13 protein-coding genes are annotated in these 16,193 nt (G+C 72.4%); 2 read left to right on the top strand and 11 right to left on the bottom strand.

The window, feature by feature from the left end; translation table 11 throughout:
• Window positions 1–59: 59 nt before the first annotated feature.
• On the top strand, window positions 60–1,259 hold the full coding sequence (locus OG439_RS03475) for a sensor histidine kinase (protein WP_247049186.1): 1,200 nt from the start codon (window positions 60–62) through the stop codon (window positions 1,257–1,259).
• 816 nt (window positions 1,260–2,075) lie between these two features.
• Here OG439_RS03475 and OG439_RS03470 read toward each other — a convergent pair.
• From OG439_RS03470 to OG439_RS03445, 6 genes are all read right to left on the bottom strand, one after another.
• On the bottom strand, window positions 2,076–2,420 hold the full coding sequence (locus OG439_RS03470; RefSeq protein ID WP_247049185.1) for an RNA polymerase-binding protein RbpA: 345 nt from the start codon (window positions 2,418–2,420) through the stop codon (window positions 2,076–2,078).
• A 109-nt stretch (window positions 2,421–2,529) separates the two neighbouring features.
• Window positions 2,530–2,760: a preprotein translocase subunit SecG gene (gene secG / locus OG439_RS03465; RefSeq protein ID WP_247049184.1), complete on the bottom strand. Its 231-nt coding sequence runs from the start codon at window positions 2,758–2,760 to the stop codon at window positions 2,530–2,532.
• Between the two features lie 126 nt (window positions 2,761–2,886).
• Window positions 2,887–3,672 (bottom strand): triose-phosphate isomerase, encoded by a 786-nt coding sequence (tpiA, locus tag OG439_RS03460; RefSeq protein WP_247049183.1) that lies wholly within the window; start codon window positions 3,670–3,672, stop codon window positions 2,887–2,889.
• Window positions 3,672–4,886 (bottom strand): phosphoglycerate kinase, encoded by a 1,215-nt coding sequence (locus OG439_RS03455; protein ID WP_326947862.1) that lies wholly within the window; start codon window positions 4,884–4,886, stop codon window positions 3,672–3,674. The genes tpiA and OG439_RS03455 overlap by 1 nt, the downstream gene beginning before the upstream one ends.
• Before the next feature lie 5 nt (window positions 4,887–4,891).
• On the bottom strand, window positions 4,892–5,893 hold the full coding sequence (gene gap / locus OG439_RS03450; RefSeq protein ID WP_326947861.1) for a type I glyceraldehyde-3-phosphate dehydrogenase: 1,002 nt from the start codon (window positions 5,891–5,893) through the stop codon (window positions 4,892–4,894).
• A gap of 388 nt (window positions 5,894–6,281) precedes the next feature.
• Window positions 6,282–7,463 carry a winged helix DNA-binding domain-containing protein gene (locus OG439_RS03445; RefSeq protein ID WP_326947860.1) on the bottom strand — a complete coding sequence of 394 codons (1,182 nt, stop codon included), beginning with the start codon at window positions 7,461–7,463 and terminating at the stop codon, window positions 6,282–6,284.
• A gap of 72 nt (window positions 7,464–7,535) precedes the next feature.
• Here OG439_RS03445 and OG439_RS03440 point away from each other — a divergent pair, with 72 nt between their 5' ends.
• Window positions 7,536–8,180, top strand: a complete 645-nt coding sequence (locus tag OG439_RS03440) for a LysE family translocator (protein ID WP_326947859.1) — start codon at window positions 7,536–7,538, stop codon at window positions 8,178–8,180.
• Between the two features lie 55 nt (window positions 8,181–8,235).
• On the opposite strand, the gene OG439_RS03435 is transcribed toward OG439_RS03440, so the two are convergent.
• Genes OG439_RS03435 through OG439_RS03415 form a run of 5 tightly spaced genes read right to left on the bottom strand, consistent with a single transcriptional unit; the run spans window position 8,236 to window position 16,130 of the window.
• Window positions 8,236–8,565 (bottom strand): ArsR/SmtB family transcription factor, encoded by a 330-nt coding sequence (locus OG439_RS03435; protein WP_326947858.1) that lies wholly within the window; start codon window positions 8,563–8,565, stop codon window positions 8,236–8,238.
• Window positions 8,562–9,353 carry a TIGR03620 family F420-dependent LLM class oxidoreductase gene (locus tag OG439_RS03430; RefSeq protein ID WP_326947857.1) on the bottom strand — a complete coding sequence of 264 codons (792 nt, stop codon included), beginning with the start codon at window positions 9,351–9,353 and terminating at the stop codon, window positions 8,562–8,564. Before OG439_RS03430 ends, OG439_RS03435 begins: the two co-directional genes overlap by 4 nt.
• Window positions 9,354–9,390: 37 nt before the next feature.
• Complete coding sequence (locus OG439_RS03425; RefSeq protein WP_326947856.1) at window positions 9,391–13,863, bottom strand: hypothetical protein; 4,473 nt, start codon at window positions 13,861–13,863, stop codon at window positions 9,391–9,393.
• A 9-nt stretch (window positions 13,864–13,872) separates the two neighbouring features.
• Window positions 13,873–14,673, bottom strand: a complete 801-nt coding sequence (locus tag OG439_RS03420; protein ID WP_247049175.1) for a hypothetical protein — start codon at window positions 14,671–14,673, stop codon at window positions 13,873–13,875.
• The gene (locus tag OG439_RS03415) at window positions 14,673–16,130 is read right to left on the bottom strand and encodes a hypothetical protein (protein ID WP_326951482.1); all 1,458 of its coding nucleotides are present in this window, start codon (window positions 16,128–16,130) and stop codon (window positions 14,673–14,675) included. Before OG439_RS03415 ends, OG439_RS03420 begins: the two co-directional genes overlap by 1 nt.
• Between the last annotated feature and the right edge of the window lie 63 nt (window positions 16,131–16,193).

Here is a 16,193-nt window from a genome sequence, read left to right as displayed (position 1 = left end):
CGATCGGGCCCTGAGCACCTCTCACCATCAAGTCCACAAGACGAATGGGGTCGCCAGCGATGAGTACAGAGGGACTCTCGATTCCAGGCATCTCGATCGCCGGCTCGGGGCCATCGGCCGCCGAGCGGGTGCGAAGGCGTGGTCTGAGCGCGTTCGGCTCGTTCCCCCGCCCCGCTGTGGTCATGTTCGCCATCGAGGCGGCCGCGGTCATCCTGGCCGTGCTCGACGTCTGGCTGGTGATCCCCGAGAAGGCCCAGCCCTACTCGATCTACCTGTCCGGCGCGGCCTGCCTCGCCGTGGTGTTCCGCCGCAAGTTCCCGTTCCTCGCCGTGCTCGTCGCCGTCCCCGGCTTCCTGGCCGGCTGGGCGCAGCTGGCGAGCATGATCACGCTCGGCATGCTCGCCACCCGCCGTCAGCTGCACTGGCAGACCTGGGTCGGCGCCGGGCTGGTGTGGACGTGCCGGTTCGTGCAGTGGCCGCTGGAGGACTTCGTCCAGCTGAGCTGGCGCGAGCACATCCTCGACGGCATCTACGGCGTCCTCGTCGCCGGCATGCCGATCGCGATCGGCATGCTCATCGGCGCCCGCACCGAGGTCGCGAACAAGCTCGCCGAGCTGGCCACGAGCCGGGACCGCGAGCGCCGCTTCCACGCCGACGCCGTCCGCGCCGAGGAGCGCGCCCGGCTGGCCCGCGAGATGCACGACGTCGTGTCGCACCAGATCACGCTGATCGCGATGCAGGCCGGCGCGCTGCAGGCCCAGACGACCGACGCCCGGGCGATGGAGACCGCGCAGGTCATCCGCGGCCTGAGCAAGCGGACCCTCGAGGAGCTGCGGTCGCTGCTGAGCGTGCTGCGCGCGGACGCCGACGACGACGGTCCGCGCCCCGGGATCAACGACCTCGACCGGCTGATCCGGACGTCGGAGGTCCCGGTGCACCTGTCCGTGGAGCACCTGCCGGAGGCCCTGCCGAACCAGGTGTCGGCGGCGGCGTACCGGACGGTGCAGGAGTGCCTGACCAACGTCCACAAGCACGCCCCGGGCGCGACGGCGACCATCCGCATCCAGGGTGAGCACGGCGCGCTCAAGATCGAGGTCCGCAACGAGCGCGCCCGCCGGGCGGGCGAAGGCCTGCCGTCGGGCGGCCACGGCCTGACGGGGCTGGCCGAGCGCGCCCGCCTGCTGGGCGGCAGTTTCGAGACGTCCGGTACGGAGGACGGCGGTTTCCGGGTCCGGGCCCGGTATCCGCTGAGCCACTGAATCACGGAGCCGCCGACCCGGCCGGGGGCTGTTGACCCGGCGATGCTGACCCACCCGGCGCTGAGCAGCCCCCGATTCCAGCCTACGGGCGGGGGCCGACGATTCCGGATTCGACGAAGCCGCGAGCGGCGCATTCAGGTCGTTGAAGGCCTGAGTGCGTCGCTCGCGGCTTTCCGGTTCCCGGGGTTGTCAGTGCTCGCCGGTAGCGTGGAATCGGGGGCTGCTCAGGCGGCCCGGCGGTCGACGCATGTGCTTGGAGAGTCGCCTCGCGTACCTGGACAGTCGGTTCGCGTACGCCGAGAGTCGGTTCACGTACCCCGGCGGTCGAGGTGCGTACCCAGGCAGTCGGGTCACGTACCTGGACGGTCGGGTCGCATACCGGAAGATCGGTTCACGTACCTCGAGTCGGCTCGCGGGCCTGGGGGTCGGCTCATGTGCTTGGGGAAGTCAGCTCACGTGATCGGGAGGCTGGCTCGCGTGATTGAGGGGTCGGCTCGCGTGATTGGGGAGTCGACACGTGTGCTTGAAGGGTCAACTCGCGCGATGGGAGTCGACTCGTGTACCTGAAGGGTCGACTCGCGTGATTGGGGAGTCGACTCATGTGCTTGGAGCGCCGGCTCGTGTGATTGGAGCGCCGGCTCGTGATTGGGGCGCCGACTCGCGTGATTGGAGAGTCGACACGACGTGAGGCCGTGTCGTCTGCCGGGTACGTGAGTCGGGCTGGCCTGGGTTGGGGAGCCCGGAGGGTGGAATCTGGGCGCGCGAGAAGCCACCTCGAAGGGGTTGCTTCCTCGGGGTGGCTTCTGGCGGTGGCGCTTAGATGATCTCCCGGCGCTGGCGCAGGCGCTCCAAGGCCTCGGCGAGGATGGCCTCGCCGTCGGCGTCGCTGCGCCGCTCCTTCACGTACGCCAGGTGGGTCTTGTAGGGCTCGGTCCGGGGTGCGGCCGGGGGGTTCTTCTCGTCCTGCCCGCCGGGGAGCCCGCAGCGGGGGCAGTCCCACTCGTCCGGGATCTCCGCCTCCAGGGCGAACGACGGACGGGCTTCGTGCCCGTTGGCGCACCAGTAGCCGACCCGGCGCCGTGGCGCCGACTCACCTCGTTCCGATTCGCCCGTAGGTCCGGCACCCACCCGGGTGCCCCGAATCGCGTTACCGCCAACCATGAATCCTCACACCTATGGAATCGGCGGCGCGCCCCCCAATAGGCACGCCGAATCGCTGCGCACCCCGCTGGTGTGACCCGGTCTCGATCGCCGGCGGGGGCGCCGGACGTCACACCTTGAGCAGCAGGCCCAGCCCGATGATGCTGATCAGCCACACCGCGCCCAGCAGCAGAGTGATCCGGTCGAGGTTCTTCTCGGCCACGCTCGACCCGGCCAGGCTCGACTGCATCCCGCCACCGAACAGCGACGACAGGCCGCCACCGCGCCCGCGGTGCAGGAGAACCGCCACCACGAGGAAGACGCTGGTGACGATCAACAGGATTTGCAGGAACAGCTTCATGTCATCCTCTGGGCTCTAGGAGAATGCAGGGGCACGGCATGGTCGTGACGACCACCACCGTACCCCTGGACTCGTCCACTGCTGTGTGACGGACCGGATACACAGGTTACCCGGTCGTGGCCTCGATCAGGGCAGCGGCCCGCCCGCGGCGAGTGCGCAGAGTTTCGTGAACTCCTCGCCGTCGAGGCTCGCTCCGCCGACCAGGGCACCATCGACGTTTTCGCAGGCCACCAGGTCACTGATGTTGTTCGCCTTCGCCGATCCCCCGTAAAGCACCCGGACGGACGAAGCGACCTCGTCGCCGTACTTCTCCTGGAGGGTGGCGCGGATGGCCTTGCAGACCTCTTCGGCGTCCGCGGGGGTGGCGACCTTGCCGGTGCCGATCGCCCAGACCGGCTCGTACGCCACGACCACGCCGCCGACCTGCTCGGGCTTGAGGCCCTTCAGGCCGTCGATCAGCTGCGTCGTGGTGTGGTGGATGTGCTCGCCGGCCTCGCGGACCTCGAGCTTCTCCCCGATGCAGAGGATCGGCGTGATGCCGTGCTTGAGCGCGGCCTTGACCTTCTTGTTGACCAGCTCGTCGGTCTCGGCGTGGTACTCCCGCCGCTCCGAGTGCCCGACGGTGACGAAGCTGCAGCCCAGCTTGGCCAGCATCACGCCCGACACCTCACCGGTGTAGGCACCGGAGTCGTGCGAGGAGATGTCCTGCGCGCCGTACGTCAGCGACAGCTTGTCGCCGTCGATCAGGGTCTGCACGCTGCGGATGTCGGTGAACGGCGGCAGCACCGCCACGTCGACCTTCGCGTAGTACTTCTCCGGCAGCGCGAAGGCGATCTTCTGCACCAGCGCGATCGCCTCGAGGTGGTTCTGGTTCATCTTCCAGTTGCCGGCGATGAACGGCTTGCGTGCCACTAGTTCTTCTCCTCCAGGGCGGTCACGCCCGGCAGTTCCTTGCCTTCGAGGTACTCGAGCGAGGCCCCGCCACCGGTGGAGATGTGCGAAAAGCCGTCTTCGGGCAGGCCCAGCTGGCGCACCGCGGCCGCGGAGTCGCCGCCGCCGACGACGGTGAACGCGTCGCTCTTGACCAGGGCTTCGGCGACGGCACGGGTGCCACCGGAGAAGGCCTCGAACTCGAACACGCCCATCGGGCCGTTCCAGAACACGGTCTTGGCGTCGGCCAGCTTGCCGGCGAACAGCTCACGCGTCTTCGGGCCGATGTCCAGGCCTTCGCGGTCGGCCGGGATGGCCGTGGCCTCGACGACCTCGTGCTCGGCGTCGGCCGAGAACCCGGTCGCGGCGAGGACGTCGACCGGCAGCACCAGTTCGACGCCGCGCTTCTCGGCCTCGGCGAGGAAGCCCTTCACCTGGTCGAGCTGGTCGGCCTGCAGCAGCGAGTTGCCGACCTCGTGGCCCTGGGCCTTGAGGAAGGTGTACGCCATGCCGCCGCCGACGAGCAGCCGGTCGACCTTGGTCAGCAGGTTCGCGATGACGCCGAGCTTGTCGGACACCTTCGCGCCGCCGAGCACGACCACGTAGGGCCGCTGGACGTCGTCGGTGAGCTTCTTCAGCACGTCCAGCTCGGCCAGCACGAGGCCGCCCGCGTAGGCCGGGAGCACCGAGGCGACCTCGTAGACCGAGGCCTGCTTGCGGTGCACGACGCCGAAGCCGTCGGAGACGAACGCGCCGCCCGGGACGAGCGCGCCCAGCTCGGCGGCCAGCTCGGAGCGGTCCACGGCGTCCTTGCTGGTCTCGCGCGCGTCGAAGCGCACGTTCTCCAGCAGGACGACGCCGCCGTCGGCCAGGCCGGCGGTCAGCGTCTTGGCGGACTCGCCGACGAGGTCGCCGGCCAGCGTGGCCTCGGCGCCGAGCAGCTCGGAGAGCCGCTTGGCGACGGGCGCGAGGGTGTACTTGGGGTCCGGCTCGCCCTTGGGGCGGCCGAGGTGCGCGGTGACGACGACCTTCGCGCCCGCGTCGGCGAGCTTCTTGATCGTCGGCAGCGCCGCGCGGACGCGGCCGTCGTCGGTGATGCGATCCCCGTCGAGCGGGACGTTCAGGTCGGACCGCACGAGTACGTACCGGCCCTGAACGCCCTCGCCCAGCAGGTCGTCGAGGTTCTTGACGGTCATCCGGCTCAGAGCTTCGAGCCGACGAGCTTGATCAGGTCCGCGAGGCGGTTGGAGTAGCCCCACTCGTTGTCGTACCAGCCGACGACCTTGACCTGGTTGCCGATGACCTTGGTCAGCGGCGAGTCGTAGATGCAGGACGCCGGGTCGGTGACGATGTCCGAGGACACGATCGGGTCGACCGAGTAGCGCAGGATGCCGGCGAGGGGGCCCTCGGCGGCGGCCTTGTAAGCGGCGTTGATCTCTTCGACCGTGGCGGCCTTCTTCAGGGTCACCGTGAGGTCGGTGGCCGAGCCGGTCGGCACCGGGACGCGCAGCGCGAAGCCGTCCAGCTTGCCCAGCAGCTCCGGCAGCACGAGGCCGATCGCCTTCGCGGCACCGGTCGAGGCGGGCACCACGTTCAGCGCGGCGGCGCGGGCGCGGCGGAGGTCCTTGTGCGGGCCGTCCTGCAGGTTCTGGTCCTGCGTGTACGCGTGGATCGTGGTCATCAGGCCCTGCTCGATGCCGAACGAGTCGTTGAGGACCTTCGCCAGCGGGCCGAGGCAGTTGGTGGTGCACGAGGCGTTGGAGATGATGTTCTGCGAGCCGTCGTACTTGTCGTCGTTGACGCCCAGCACGATGGTCAGGTCCTCGCCCTTGGCGGGCGCGGAGATGATGACCTTCTTGGCACCGCCGGCGATGTGCGCCTTGGCGGCGTCGGCGTTGGTGAAGAAGCCGGTGGACTCGACCACGACGTCCACGCCCAGGTCGCCCCAGGGCAGGTTGGCCGGGTCGCGCTCGGCGAGGGCCTTGATGGTCTTGCCGTCCACGACGATGCCCTCGTCGCTGACGCTGACCTCACCCGGGTAGCGCCCCAGGATCGAGTCGTACTTCAGCAAGTGGGCCATGGTGGCGACGTCGCCGAGGTCGTTGAAGGCGACGACCTCGATGTCGTGGCCGCTGGCCTGCACGGCGCGGAAGAAGTTGCGGCCGATGCGGCCGAAGCCGTTGACACCTACGCGAACGGTCACTGCTGCCACTCCTCTGAGGATCGGCCGGAGTCCCGGCCGTGACTTGCGGGCTCGCGGCCACCCTAGCGTGCGGGCATGCGCGTCCCTGACTGCCCTGACGAGACTTCCACCACTTGGCGAACGGGTCAAGAATCGATTAAGAAGCCTAGGGGATTCCGGGTGATCGGTTCACGTGTTCTTCACCTGGACCACGGTGGACCGGGACGGCGCGTGGTCCGGCGGTTCGGGCAGGCCGCACGCGGTGCGGGCGGCGACCCGGCTGGTACTGGCCGGTAGCCGGCGCGGACGACTGGATCGTTCAAGCCACCACCGCGATCGGCGCCGGCTCCGGCAGGCCGACGCATTCCCGGGTGACGGGCTCGATTCAGAGCCGGGACGCCCTTCGCGCTCACTCCGCCAGCTCCCGCTCCAGCGGCGTCCGGAACCGGGGGATCACCCGGACCACGCCGAACCACTTCGCGCTGCGGTCCGCCGCCGCCTCGATCGCCGACTTCTCCTCCGCGCTGACCTCCTCCAGCAGCCGGAACACCACCTCGCCCGATTCACGCTGGGCCCAGCCGCCGACGATGCGGCCGTTGGCCCAGACCGTCGGGCCGACGTTGCCGAAGCGGTCGAACAGGGCCGCCTTGTGCGGGCCGAGGAACCAGTCGCGGTCCTGCCAGCCCATCGGGGTCGGGTCGAGGCACGGGAGGAACGCCGCCCACGTCGGCGGCTCGGGCACCGGCTCGAGGTCGTCGGCCAGCGCCACCCCCGGGACGCCATCCAGGTCGACGTCCACCGTGTCCAGCTCGGCCAGGGCCTTCCTTGTCTGGCCGAGCGTCCAGCCCGCCCACCAGCGCAGGTCCGTCAGCGGGGCCGGGCCGTACGCGCGCAGCCAGCGCCGCGCCAGCTCGACGCGGGCCTCGTCCGCCTCCCAGGCCGCGAGGCCCTCGCCCACCCAGTCCTCCAGCGGGTGCCAGACGTACTGGGTGCTGAGCCAGGTGCCGCGCGGGCGGCCGCGGACGATCCGGCCGTCGACCGCCAGCTGGAACAGCACCCGGCTGGTGACGTTGCCGATCGCCTCGTACGGCTTGCCCTTCGACATCTGCAGCCGCTGCCGCAGCCGGGGTTCGGCCTCGCTGAGCTGCTGCGCGGTCGCCGAGCCGAGACCACGCAACGCGGCTTCGACCGCCGTTTCGACGTCGGCCAGCCACTTTCCGGGCTCCGGCACGTTCTCCGGGTAGCCCTGCTGCCCGAGGTGCTGCTCCAGCAGCTTCCGCTGTTTCGCCGCGATGTCCGCCGAACAGCCGGCCTGCACGAGGGCCGCGGTCTCCAGGCCGGTGACGAACACCGTGCGGCGCATGCCGAGCAGCCGCAGCACCGTGCGGTCGTCGTACAGCGCGCGCTCGACGTCGGCGACCGCGGCGCCGTCGAGCCGGGCGGCCGCCGAGAGGTGGACGGTCGCCGGATCGGTGGCGTGCAGGGCGACGACGCCCGCGACGGCGTCTTCGACCGTGGCCGCGGGCGCGGCCAGGTGGTGGCGGGTGCCGAGGCGAGCCCGGCGCTGGGCGGTGGAGATGGTCGGAGGCACCCGGAATTCCTACCACCCGGCACCGACGAAAACGCGTGGTCGGTCCGGCGTCCCCGGCGTTAACCTCACGGCATGGTCTCCAGCGCGCACCTCGCGGCCTTCGCCGCGCTGACGTTCCTGATGGTCGTGGTCCCCGGGCCGAGCGTGCTGTTCACGATCAGCCGCGCGCTGACCGTCGGGCGGCGCGACGCGCTCCTCACCGTCGTCGGCAACTCCTTCGGGGTGTACACGCAGGTCGTCGCGGTCGCGTTCGGCCTCGGCGCGCTCGTGACGACGTCGGCCGCGGTGTTCACCACGATCAAGATCGCCGGCGCGGTCTACCTGGTGTACCTGGGGATCCAGGCGGTGCGCCACCGCCGCCGGCTCACCGACGCGATGGCCGCGCGCGTCGGCTCGGCGCCCGGCCGGGTGGTCACCGTGCTGCGTGACGGCTTCGTCGTCGGCTTCGCGAACCCGAAGTCGATCGTGTTCCTGGCCGCGCTGCTCCCCCAGTTCGTCGACCCCGCCGCCGGCTCGGTGCCGGCCCAGATGCTGGTGCTCGGCCTGTGCCTGCCCGCCATCGCGCTGGCCACCGACAGCGCGTGGGCGCTGGTCGCGGGCACGGCGCGGACGTGGTTCGCCCGCTCACCGCGGCGGCTGGAGGCGGTCGGCGGCACGGGCGGCCTGGTGATGATCGGCCTGGGCACGACGCTGGCGTTCACCGGCCGCAGCGACTGACCGCGGAAGTCCGTGAAGGCCTCCTTACCGGCTCTTATGGCCGGTAAGGAGGCCTTCACGGCTTTGCGGCCGGGTCGCGGAGCACGAGGGCGAGCAGGCCGGGGAAGGCCGCGTCGAATTCGGGGCGGCGCAGGCGGTTCAAGCGTCGCGGGCCTTCGTCGCGCTGCTCGATCAGGCCCGCCGCGCGCAGCACGCCGAAGTGGTGGCTGAGCGTCGCCTTCGCCACCGGGAGGTCGAACGTGCCGCACGCCTTCGTCCACTCCGGCACGGCCGCCAGCTCGCGCAGGATGCTGCGGCGGACCGGGTCGGCGACGGCGGCCAGGGCGTCCTGCAGCGCGACGTCGCCGGGGAGCACGTGGGTCAGCCCGCGCGCCCGCGCGGTCACCGCAGGGCCTCGGCCAGCCGCGCCCGCCACTCGCGGGGCAGCCCGTCGAGCTGGACGACGACCTGGTCGGCGCCCGCGGCCCGGTACTCCCGCAGCCGCGCCACGACGGCGTCGAAGTCACCCCACACGGTGACGCCGTCGACGAGCCGGTCCGACAGGTCCGCGACGTCGGCGTCGGTGAAGCCCATCCGGCGGAAGTTGTTCGCGTACCCGGGCACCCCGGCCAGGAAGCGCAGCGAACCGCCCCGGACGGCCTCGCGCGCCGCGGCGGCGTCGGTCTCGGCGACGACGTTGAGCAGCACCGCCAGCTGCGCGTCCGGCCCGAGGAGCTCCCGCGCCGACGCGACGTAGTCCGTCGTCACCAGGAACGGGTACGCGCCCGCCGCGCGGGCCCGCGACAGCTCCAGCATCTTCGGGCCCAGCGCCGACAGGATCCGCGCGGACGCGGGCACGACGTCCTCGATCTCGTCGAGGTAGTCGTTCAGCGCGGCCAGCGGACGCGGGCCGTGCGCCCCGCCCAGCCCGGCGATGAACCGGCCGGCGGGCAGGTCCAGGTAGGCCTGGGCCACCTCGGCGGCCGGGACCCGGTCGACCGAGAGGATCCCGCTGGCCACCGGGATCCGCTGCGTCCCGTGGACGACCCCGGCGATCAGCGGCAGCGAGTTCCCCTGCCCGCCGGGCAGCCACAGCGTGTCGTAGCCCAGTTCTTCCAGTTCGACGGCGGTCGCGAGCGCGACGTCGGTCTCGGCGGTGTTCAACGCGGCGCCCAGCGCCCCCAGCTTCGTCATGCGCGGGTGAACCTCCGGCCGCCGCCCGATGTTCCCGTCACGCCGTCTGTTCGTCCTCAGCGGAATCCGGCGTGTCGGGCGAGTCACCGACGCGGGTGAACATCCGCGTCGCCGAGAGCCGCGCGACGCCGTCCGGGTCGCCCAGGTCGTCGAGGGAGTTGCGGACCGTCGAGTCCACCGACAGGTACTTCCGGCCCGCGCGCAGGTCGGCGTCGTTGCGCAGCCGGACGATCAGCGGGAACTCCGAGAGCGCGCCCGCGTCGAACAGGCCGGTCGTGTAGATCAGCTGGACGCCCAGCGCCTCGGCCACCGCCCGCTGCAGCTCCAGCAGGTACCCGGCGGACGCGCGGCCGATCGGGTTGTCCAGGAACAGCACGCCGGAGTGGCGGTTGCGGGCCTTGCCGCGGTTGTTGGCGCGCAACGCCGCGAGGGTGCAGTAGAGGATGATCGCCGCGGTCAGCTGCTGGCCGCCCGAGAAGACGTCGCGGATCTCCGAGACGCGCTGGCGTTCGGTCCGCAGCACCGAGTCCGGCTTGAGCATGTCGACGCGGAAGCCCTTGGGCGCCGCGGCCCGGACGCCGCGCAGGACCAGGGAAAGCCCGTCGCGCTTGACGTCGCGGCCGTCCGCGGTCTTGCCCACCGCGGCCTCGTCGACGACCTCGCCGAGCTTCTCGGTGAGCGCGTTGTCCTCCAGCTCGTGGAACCGGATGCGCAGGAACTCCTGCCCGGACCAGTCGCCGAGGCCGTCCGGCAGCCGCGAGACGCGCTGGGCCGAGCGCAACGTCCGGAGCGCGCCGTCGACCATGCCCTGCAGGCGGGTGATGATGCCGCCGCGGTGCCGGTCGATCTGGGCGAGGTCGTCGGTGAGCGACCGCAGCCGCGGCCGCAGCGCCTCCGCCCACTCGGCGGCGTGCGCGGGCAGCTGGTCGCGCTTGACCGAGATGACCTGCTGCCGCACCGGCGTGCTCAGCTTCTCGAAGCGCTTCTCCGTCGCGTACTGGGCCAGCTGGTCCGCGGCCTCGCGCACCCGCCGGTCGCCCGCGTCGGCGGCGTCCTGCGCCTCGGTGAGCGTCGCGTTGAGCCGCGTGTGCTGGGCGCGCGCGGTGTCGACGTCACCGTCGTAGGCGTCCGCGTCCTTGTCGGTGACCAGGTGGGCCAGGGAGTCGGCGAGCAGCGAGAAGCCGGACGCGGAGCTGCGCGCGGAGTCCAGGGTCTCCTCGGCCGCCGCCCGGCGTTCCTGCAGCTCCTCCCACTTCCGCGCGGCCACGGACATCTCCAGGCCGGCGGCGTCGATCAGCTCCAGGCCGTGCTCGATGTCGCGCGGCTTGTCGCCGGTGACACCGTTCTGCAGCGGGAGCACGTCCAGCTCGGCGCGCCGCGTCGAGACGAGCCCGATGGCCTCGGTCCGCTCGTCCTCCAGGCCGTCGACGACGCGGCGGGCGCGGGCGAGGGCCGCCGCGCGGGCGGACGCGTCGGAGCCGTCGGGCGTCTCCAGCAGCTCGGCGGCGGTCGAGCGGACGGCCTCGTCCAGCGACTCGACGGCCGAGCCCGCGGCCGCTTCGGCCGACTCGGCCTGCTCCAGCTCGGCCCGCAGGTCGCTGCCGACCTCGACCTTCGCGTACGACTCGGACGCCGACAGGTAGGTCCGGCGCAGGGCGTCGACCGGCTCGGCCGGCGGCCCGTCGGCGGTGCCGTCGACGTCGGCCGCCCCCGGCACCTCGGCGAGCTCAGCGCGGGCGGTGGTCGCGGTCCGGCGGTGGCCGTCGGCGGTGCGCTGCTCCTCCCCCGCCTGCTCCCGCAGCCGCGCGGCCTTGCCCGCGGCGTCGGAGGCCTGCAGGTCGGCGCGCTCGGCGACCTCGGTGGCGCGCTCGACGTCCTCGGTCCACTCCGCGATCCGGGCGCTCCTCGTGCCCAGCTCGCCGAGCTTCCGCGCCCGCTCCTCGGTCTCGGCCGCCGCGGCCCGCAGCTCCGGGACGCGCTCGCGCAGCGACGCCGTCTTTTCGCTCAACCGGGCGAACTCCACGTCGGCCTGCTGCAGGGCCGTGCGCGCGGTCTCGCGCGCGGTCCGGGCCGCCTGGGCCTGGTCGGCGAGCGTCGCGACGGCGCCGGGCGGGTAGTCCTCGCGCCAGGTGGTGAGCTTCCAGTTGAGGGCGCCGTCGGCGGACAGCTTGGCGGACAACGCTTCCAGCCGCCGCTGCCGCTCGGTGTTGCGCCGCGCGACGGCTTCGCGCTCGGCGTCCGCGGCTTCCTCGTCGTACATCGCGGGGTTCGGCGGCACGAGGAACTCGACGCCGGGCGCGGCGGGCGTCTCGGCCAGCAGGGCCTCGGTGGTGCCGACGGCGATGATCGCACTCGGCAGCAGCCGCCGTGACGTCAGCACCTCGCGGGCGCGGTCCGCGTGGGCGGCGTCGTTGAGCAGGACGCCGGAAACCAGCTGCGGCAGGCTTTCCAGCACCTCGGCGCGCCGAGCGGCGTCCAATTTGGACAGATAGCGCCAGCCGGACCACGCGGTGATCCCGGCTTCCTCCAGGGCGTCCAGCGCGGCCTGGACGTCCTGCGGGGGCGGCAGCAGCCCGCCGGAGCCGAGCGCGGCCAGGGCCCGCTCGTCCGCGGACTCCTCCATCCGCAGCGCCGTCTGCTCCTTCTCGACGGACGCGCTCGCCTCACGCAACCGCTCCAGCAGCACCGGAAGATCGCTTTCCAGGGCGACGTCGTCCGCGCCGAGCAGCTCGACCAGCCGGCCTTCGGCGGCGAGCGCGTCGGTGCGGCGGTGGGCTCGGTCGAGGTCCTCGGTGGCGCGCTCGAAGCGGTCCAGGGTGGTGCCGGCGAGCTGGTGGGCCTCGTTCACGTTCCGTTGCGCCGCTTGGAGATCCGCCGCGACGCGGTCCAGCTCCTGCTCGCGCCGGGTCAGCTCGGCGGCCGCGGCTTCGGCCGCGGACCGCGCCGCCCGGGACGCGTCGGCGACGTCGGCGCCCGAGGGCAGCAGCCCGCCGCGGACGGCGTTCTGGACCTCTTCGCGCAGCTCGGTGATCCGCGTGGTCAGGCCGCGGGCCTCGGCACGCCGGCCGGCCGCGAGGTTCGCGGCCTCGTCGCGCTCGGTCTGCGCCTTCTCCGCCTCCGCACGCAACGCGCCCGCGTGCGCCTCGGCCTTGTCGGCCTGGCGCTGGGCGTCCTGCGCCAGCGACTGCAGCCCCCGGGCCAGCGCGGCCGCGGCGGTGTTGCGCGCCTGCAGGGCCGGGCGGGCCTTCTCCTCGCGGTTGCCGACGAGCTCGCGCAGGTCCTTCGCCTTGCGGGCGGCGTTGAGCTGGTTGAGCACGGTCGCCGTCTCACGCCAGGCCTCGGCCGCCGTCTTCGCCTCGCCCAGTTCGGCGTCGACGCGCTTGCGGGCCTCCTGGGCCTCGTCCAGGCGCAGCACGGCGACGAGACGCCGCAGCTCGGTGACGCCGGCCGCGAGCCGCCGGTGGTCGCCCTCGGCGAGCTTCTCCGCCGTCTTGACCTCGGCGACGTGGTCCTCGAGCCCGGACAGCCGGGCGTTCTCCAGCTCGTTGCGCGCGACGACCCGGCCGGCCAGCGCGGCCATGTCGGCCCGCGCCGCTCCGGCGATCTTCCGCGACGCCGCCGCGACGCCTTCTTCGGTGGCCAGCGGCCCCAGCAGGTCGAGCGCGCCGGCGACGAAATCGCGTTCCGACAACAGGTCCCCGCGCTGGGCGAGGTTGTGCGAGTAGGTCGAGACGACCTCGGCGAGGTCCTTCGGCTCGTCCTCGGAGACGACGGCGCGCAGCAGGAAGTCGACGAACGCCTCGTCGGTGCCGAACGCGAACGCGTCCGCCGCCTCGCCTTCGCCCGCGTTCATCGCGCGCTGGTAGCGGAACAGCTCGGTGTCGAGGCCGAGGGTGTCGAGCCGGCCGGTCCACTCGTGGTGGCGCCGGGTCCAGGACAGCTCCAGCTCGGGCTCGGCCAGCTGGGCCGCGGCGAGCTTGTCGTGGAAGCCGGACATCGTGAGCAGCCGGCCGTCCTGCGTCATCGGCAGGGAGTCGAGCGCCAGCGCCGACGTGGGGCGGAAGCAGTACCAGGAGTCGGCCAGGTTCTCCGAGTCCGACGAGACGACGTGCCCGCGCCACTCGGAGACCTTGCCGGTGATGATCCGGTGACCGGTCTCGACGTGCAGCCACTCCAGCACGACGTGCGAGACGTCCTTGGCGGCGACGAACTTCTCGAGCACCTTCGTGCTCGTGGTGCCGACGACCTGGCGGCGGCCGGGCAGCATCACCGAGAAGATCAGCTTGATGAGGACGGACTTGCCGCCGCCGTTCTCCAGGAACAGCACGCTCGCCGGGGACGGGCGGCGCAGCTCGGCCGGCCCGGTCGCGTGGATGCCGGCGCTGAACAGCGCGTCCTGCTGGGGCGCGGTGATCTTGGCGCCGACGCCGCTGAAGTCGAGCACGACGTCCTGGTAGCGGGCGCCCGCCGGGCCCACGGAATGCAGGCGGACCCGCGAAAGCTCGTACATCTACTCCCCTTAGAGCGTGTCGGAGGACGTCGCGCGCAGCGTGCCCCCGTCGTTCGCGACGGCCACGACGTCCAGCGCGAGCAGGTCGTCGAAGGCGGCGTCGGCGGCGAGTTCGCGGACCTGGATCTGGTAGCGCGGTGTGGTGCGGTAGGTGCCGCCCTGTTCGTCGCTGACCGGGACCAGGAAGCCCTGGTCGGCCAGGAATCGGAGGGCGCGCGAGACCATGCCGCGGGTGGTGTCGGCGGCGAGGCGGCCGTCCTTGGTGGCGGCCGCGGCCGGGCGCCTCGTGTACGCGCGCCAGGCCTGTTCCAGCTCGGGCGCGTCGGCCAGCGGGTCGTTGTTGGCCTCGGCCTGGGCGGCGCGTTCGTCGAGCATGCGGGCGGCTTCGCGGACCATCGCGTCGACCTGTTCGACGCTGACGCGGCCGATGTAGGTGTCGTTGGCGAGGTCGTCCGGGCGCGGGTAGCCGAGCGCGGCGGCGGCGAGGTGGATCAGGCCGTGCAGCACCTTCTCCGTGTCGCGGCGCTCGCGGATCTTGGCCTGGCGGGCGTAGGAGTCCATCTTGATCTCGAACACGGACTCGTCGGTGGCCGCCAGCACCGCGCCGGCCTGCTGGTTGACTTCGAGGACCATCAGCCCGAGCCCGGAGGCGACGGCGTGGGTGAGCGCCTTGAACGCGTTGTCCTCGCCGTAGCGGCGCACGAGGTCGCCGTAGACGACGTCGCGGGCGGGCAGCTGCTTGGGCCGCATGCCGAACGCGACCAGCCGGGCCGCGGCCTCGGCGTCCACGCTGCTGTGGGACAGCGCCATCAGGCGACCTCCTCGTTCTCTTCTTCGTCGGCGCGCTCGACCGCCGCGGTGGACAGGAGCAGGTCGGCGCCGCCGAAGTCCGGGTCGTCGAGCAGCGTGCCGTCGTCGACGGCGAGCAGCACCGAGCGGTCCCCCTGGCGCCGCGCGGCGCCGATCCCGGGACTGTATGCGTGCACGGCGCGCAGCGCGACCAGGGCCGCGAGGCCGGGCTGGCGGCTGCGGCGGGCCTCGTCGAGCAGGCCGGACAGCCGCCGCGGCACCTCGGGCAGGTGGAGCAGCTCGTCGGCGCGGCGCCAGACGTCGTCGCCGAACTTGTCGGTGACGTCGGCGGGCATCAGCTCCGGCTCCGGGATCTCGCCGACGAGCTGGTCGCGCTCGGGCGCGGGCCGCAGCAGCAGCGAGACCAGGGCCGACAGCGACGGCACGACCGGCGCGGAGATGCCGGCGACGGCGTGGAAGAAGTGCTCGGCCGGGGTGACGGCGTCGGCCAGCGGCAGCCCGAGGGCCGGCACCAGGAGCTGGCCGAACAGGTCGAGCGTCGCACGCTGGGGCGGGCCGGAGAACTGCTGGCGGTCCTGCTCGGCGCGGAACACCGCGCCCGCGTCGGCCAGCCGCGACTGCAGCCGCGTGTGCCGGCGGATGCAGTCGCCGACGATGTCGACGAGCTCGGCGGCGCGGCGCTTGCGGTCGAGGTCCTCGGTCTCGTCGCGGGCGGTGGTGATGTTCTTGAGGATCGCGTTCTCGGCGCGGAAGCGGGCTTCGATGTGCCCGAGCGCGGTGTCGAGCAGCTCCGGGACCTCGCGTTCCCAGTCGACCGACCGGACGTCGCGGCGGGTCGCGTCGAGCTTCGCGCGCAGCACCTCGCCGTACTGGACGGTCCGGTAGCGGGCCTGCTCGGCGGCCAGCTTCGCGTCGGCCAGCCGGCCCCGCGCGATCAGGTTCTCGAGCTTCACCTCGGCCGCGATCTGCGCCGACTCGACGTCGGTGTCGAGGGCGCCGACGAGCACGTTGATCGCCTCGTCGGTGGCGCGCAGGTAGACCTCGCCGTCCCGCGCGGCCAGCTCGACCAGCAGCTTGAAGTCGAACTGGCGGCGCTGGTAGCCACCCGGGCCCATCGAGCCGTAAACGCGCCGGAAGCCGCGGTCGGTGGTGCCCACGTTGATCAGGTTGTCCAGGACCCACTTCGCGACGCGGACGTGTTCCTCCGGCATCCGCGACGGCGCCTGCTGCGCGATGAACGGCAGCAGCCGGTCGATGACCTCGTCGTGGCCGGCACCGGTGTCGAAGTCCATCGCGATGGTGACCTGGTCGATCGTGTGCAGCGCGATCTCGGCCATCTGGTAGACCGTGGCGTCGGCCCAGTCGAGCTTCGCCTTCCGCGCGTCCAGGTCGTGCAACGGCGCGGTGCAGGCGAGCGCCTTCAGCCGGCGGGTCAGCCCCTCGTCGGCCAGTCCCATCGCGGCCCTGTCGTCGTCTCGCACAGCAGGCCAGGCTAGTCGGCCACCCTCTGCACACGCGCG

It is taken from the genome of Amycolatopsis sp. NBC_01307, from assembly GCF_035975215.1.
In the GTDB taxonomy this organism is placed as follows: Bacteria; Actinomycetota; Actinomycetes; order Mycobacteriales; family Pseudonocardiaceae; genus Amycolatopsis.
The sequence above is the reverse complement of the archived record's forward strand: the minus strand, read 5'-3'. Positions and strand labels throughout refer to the sequence as shown.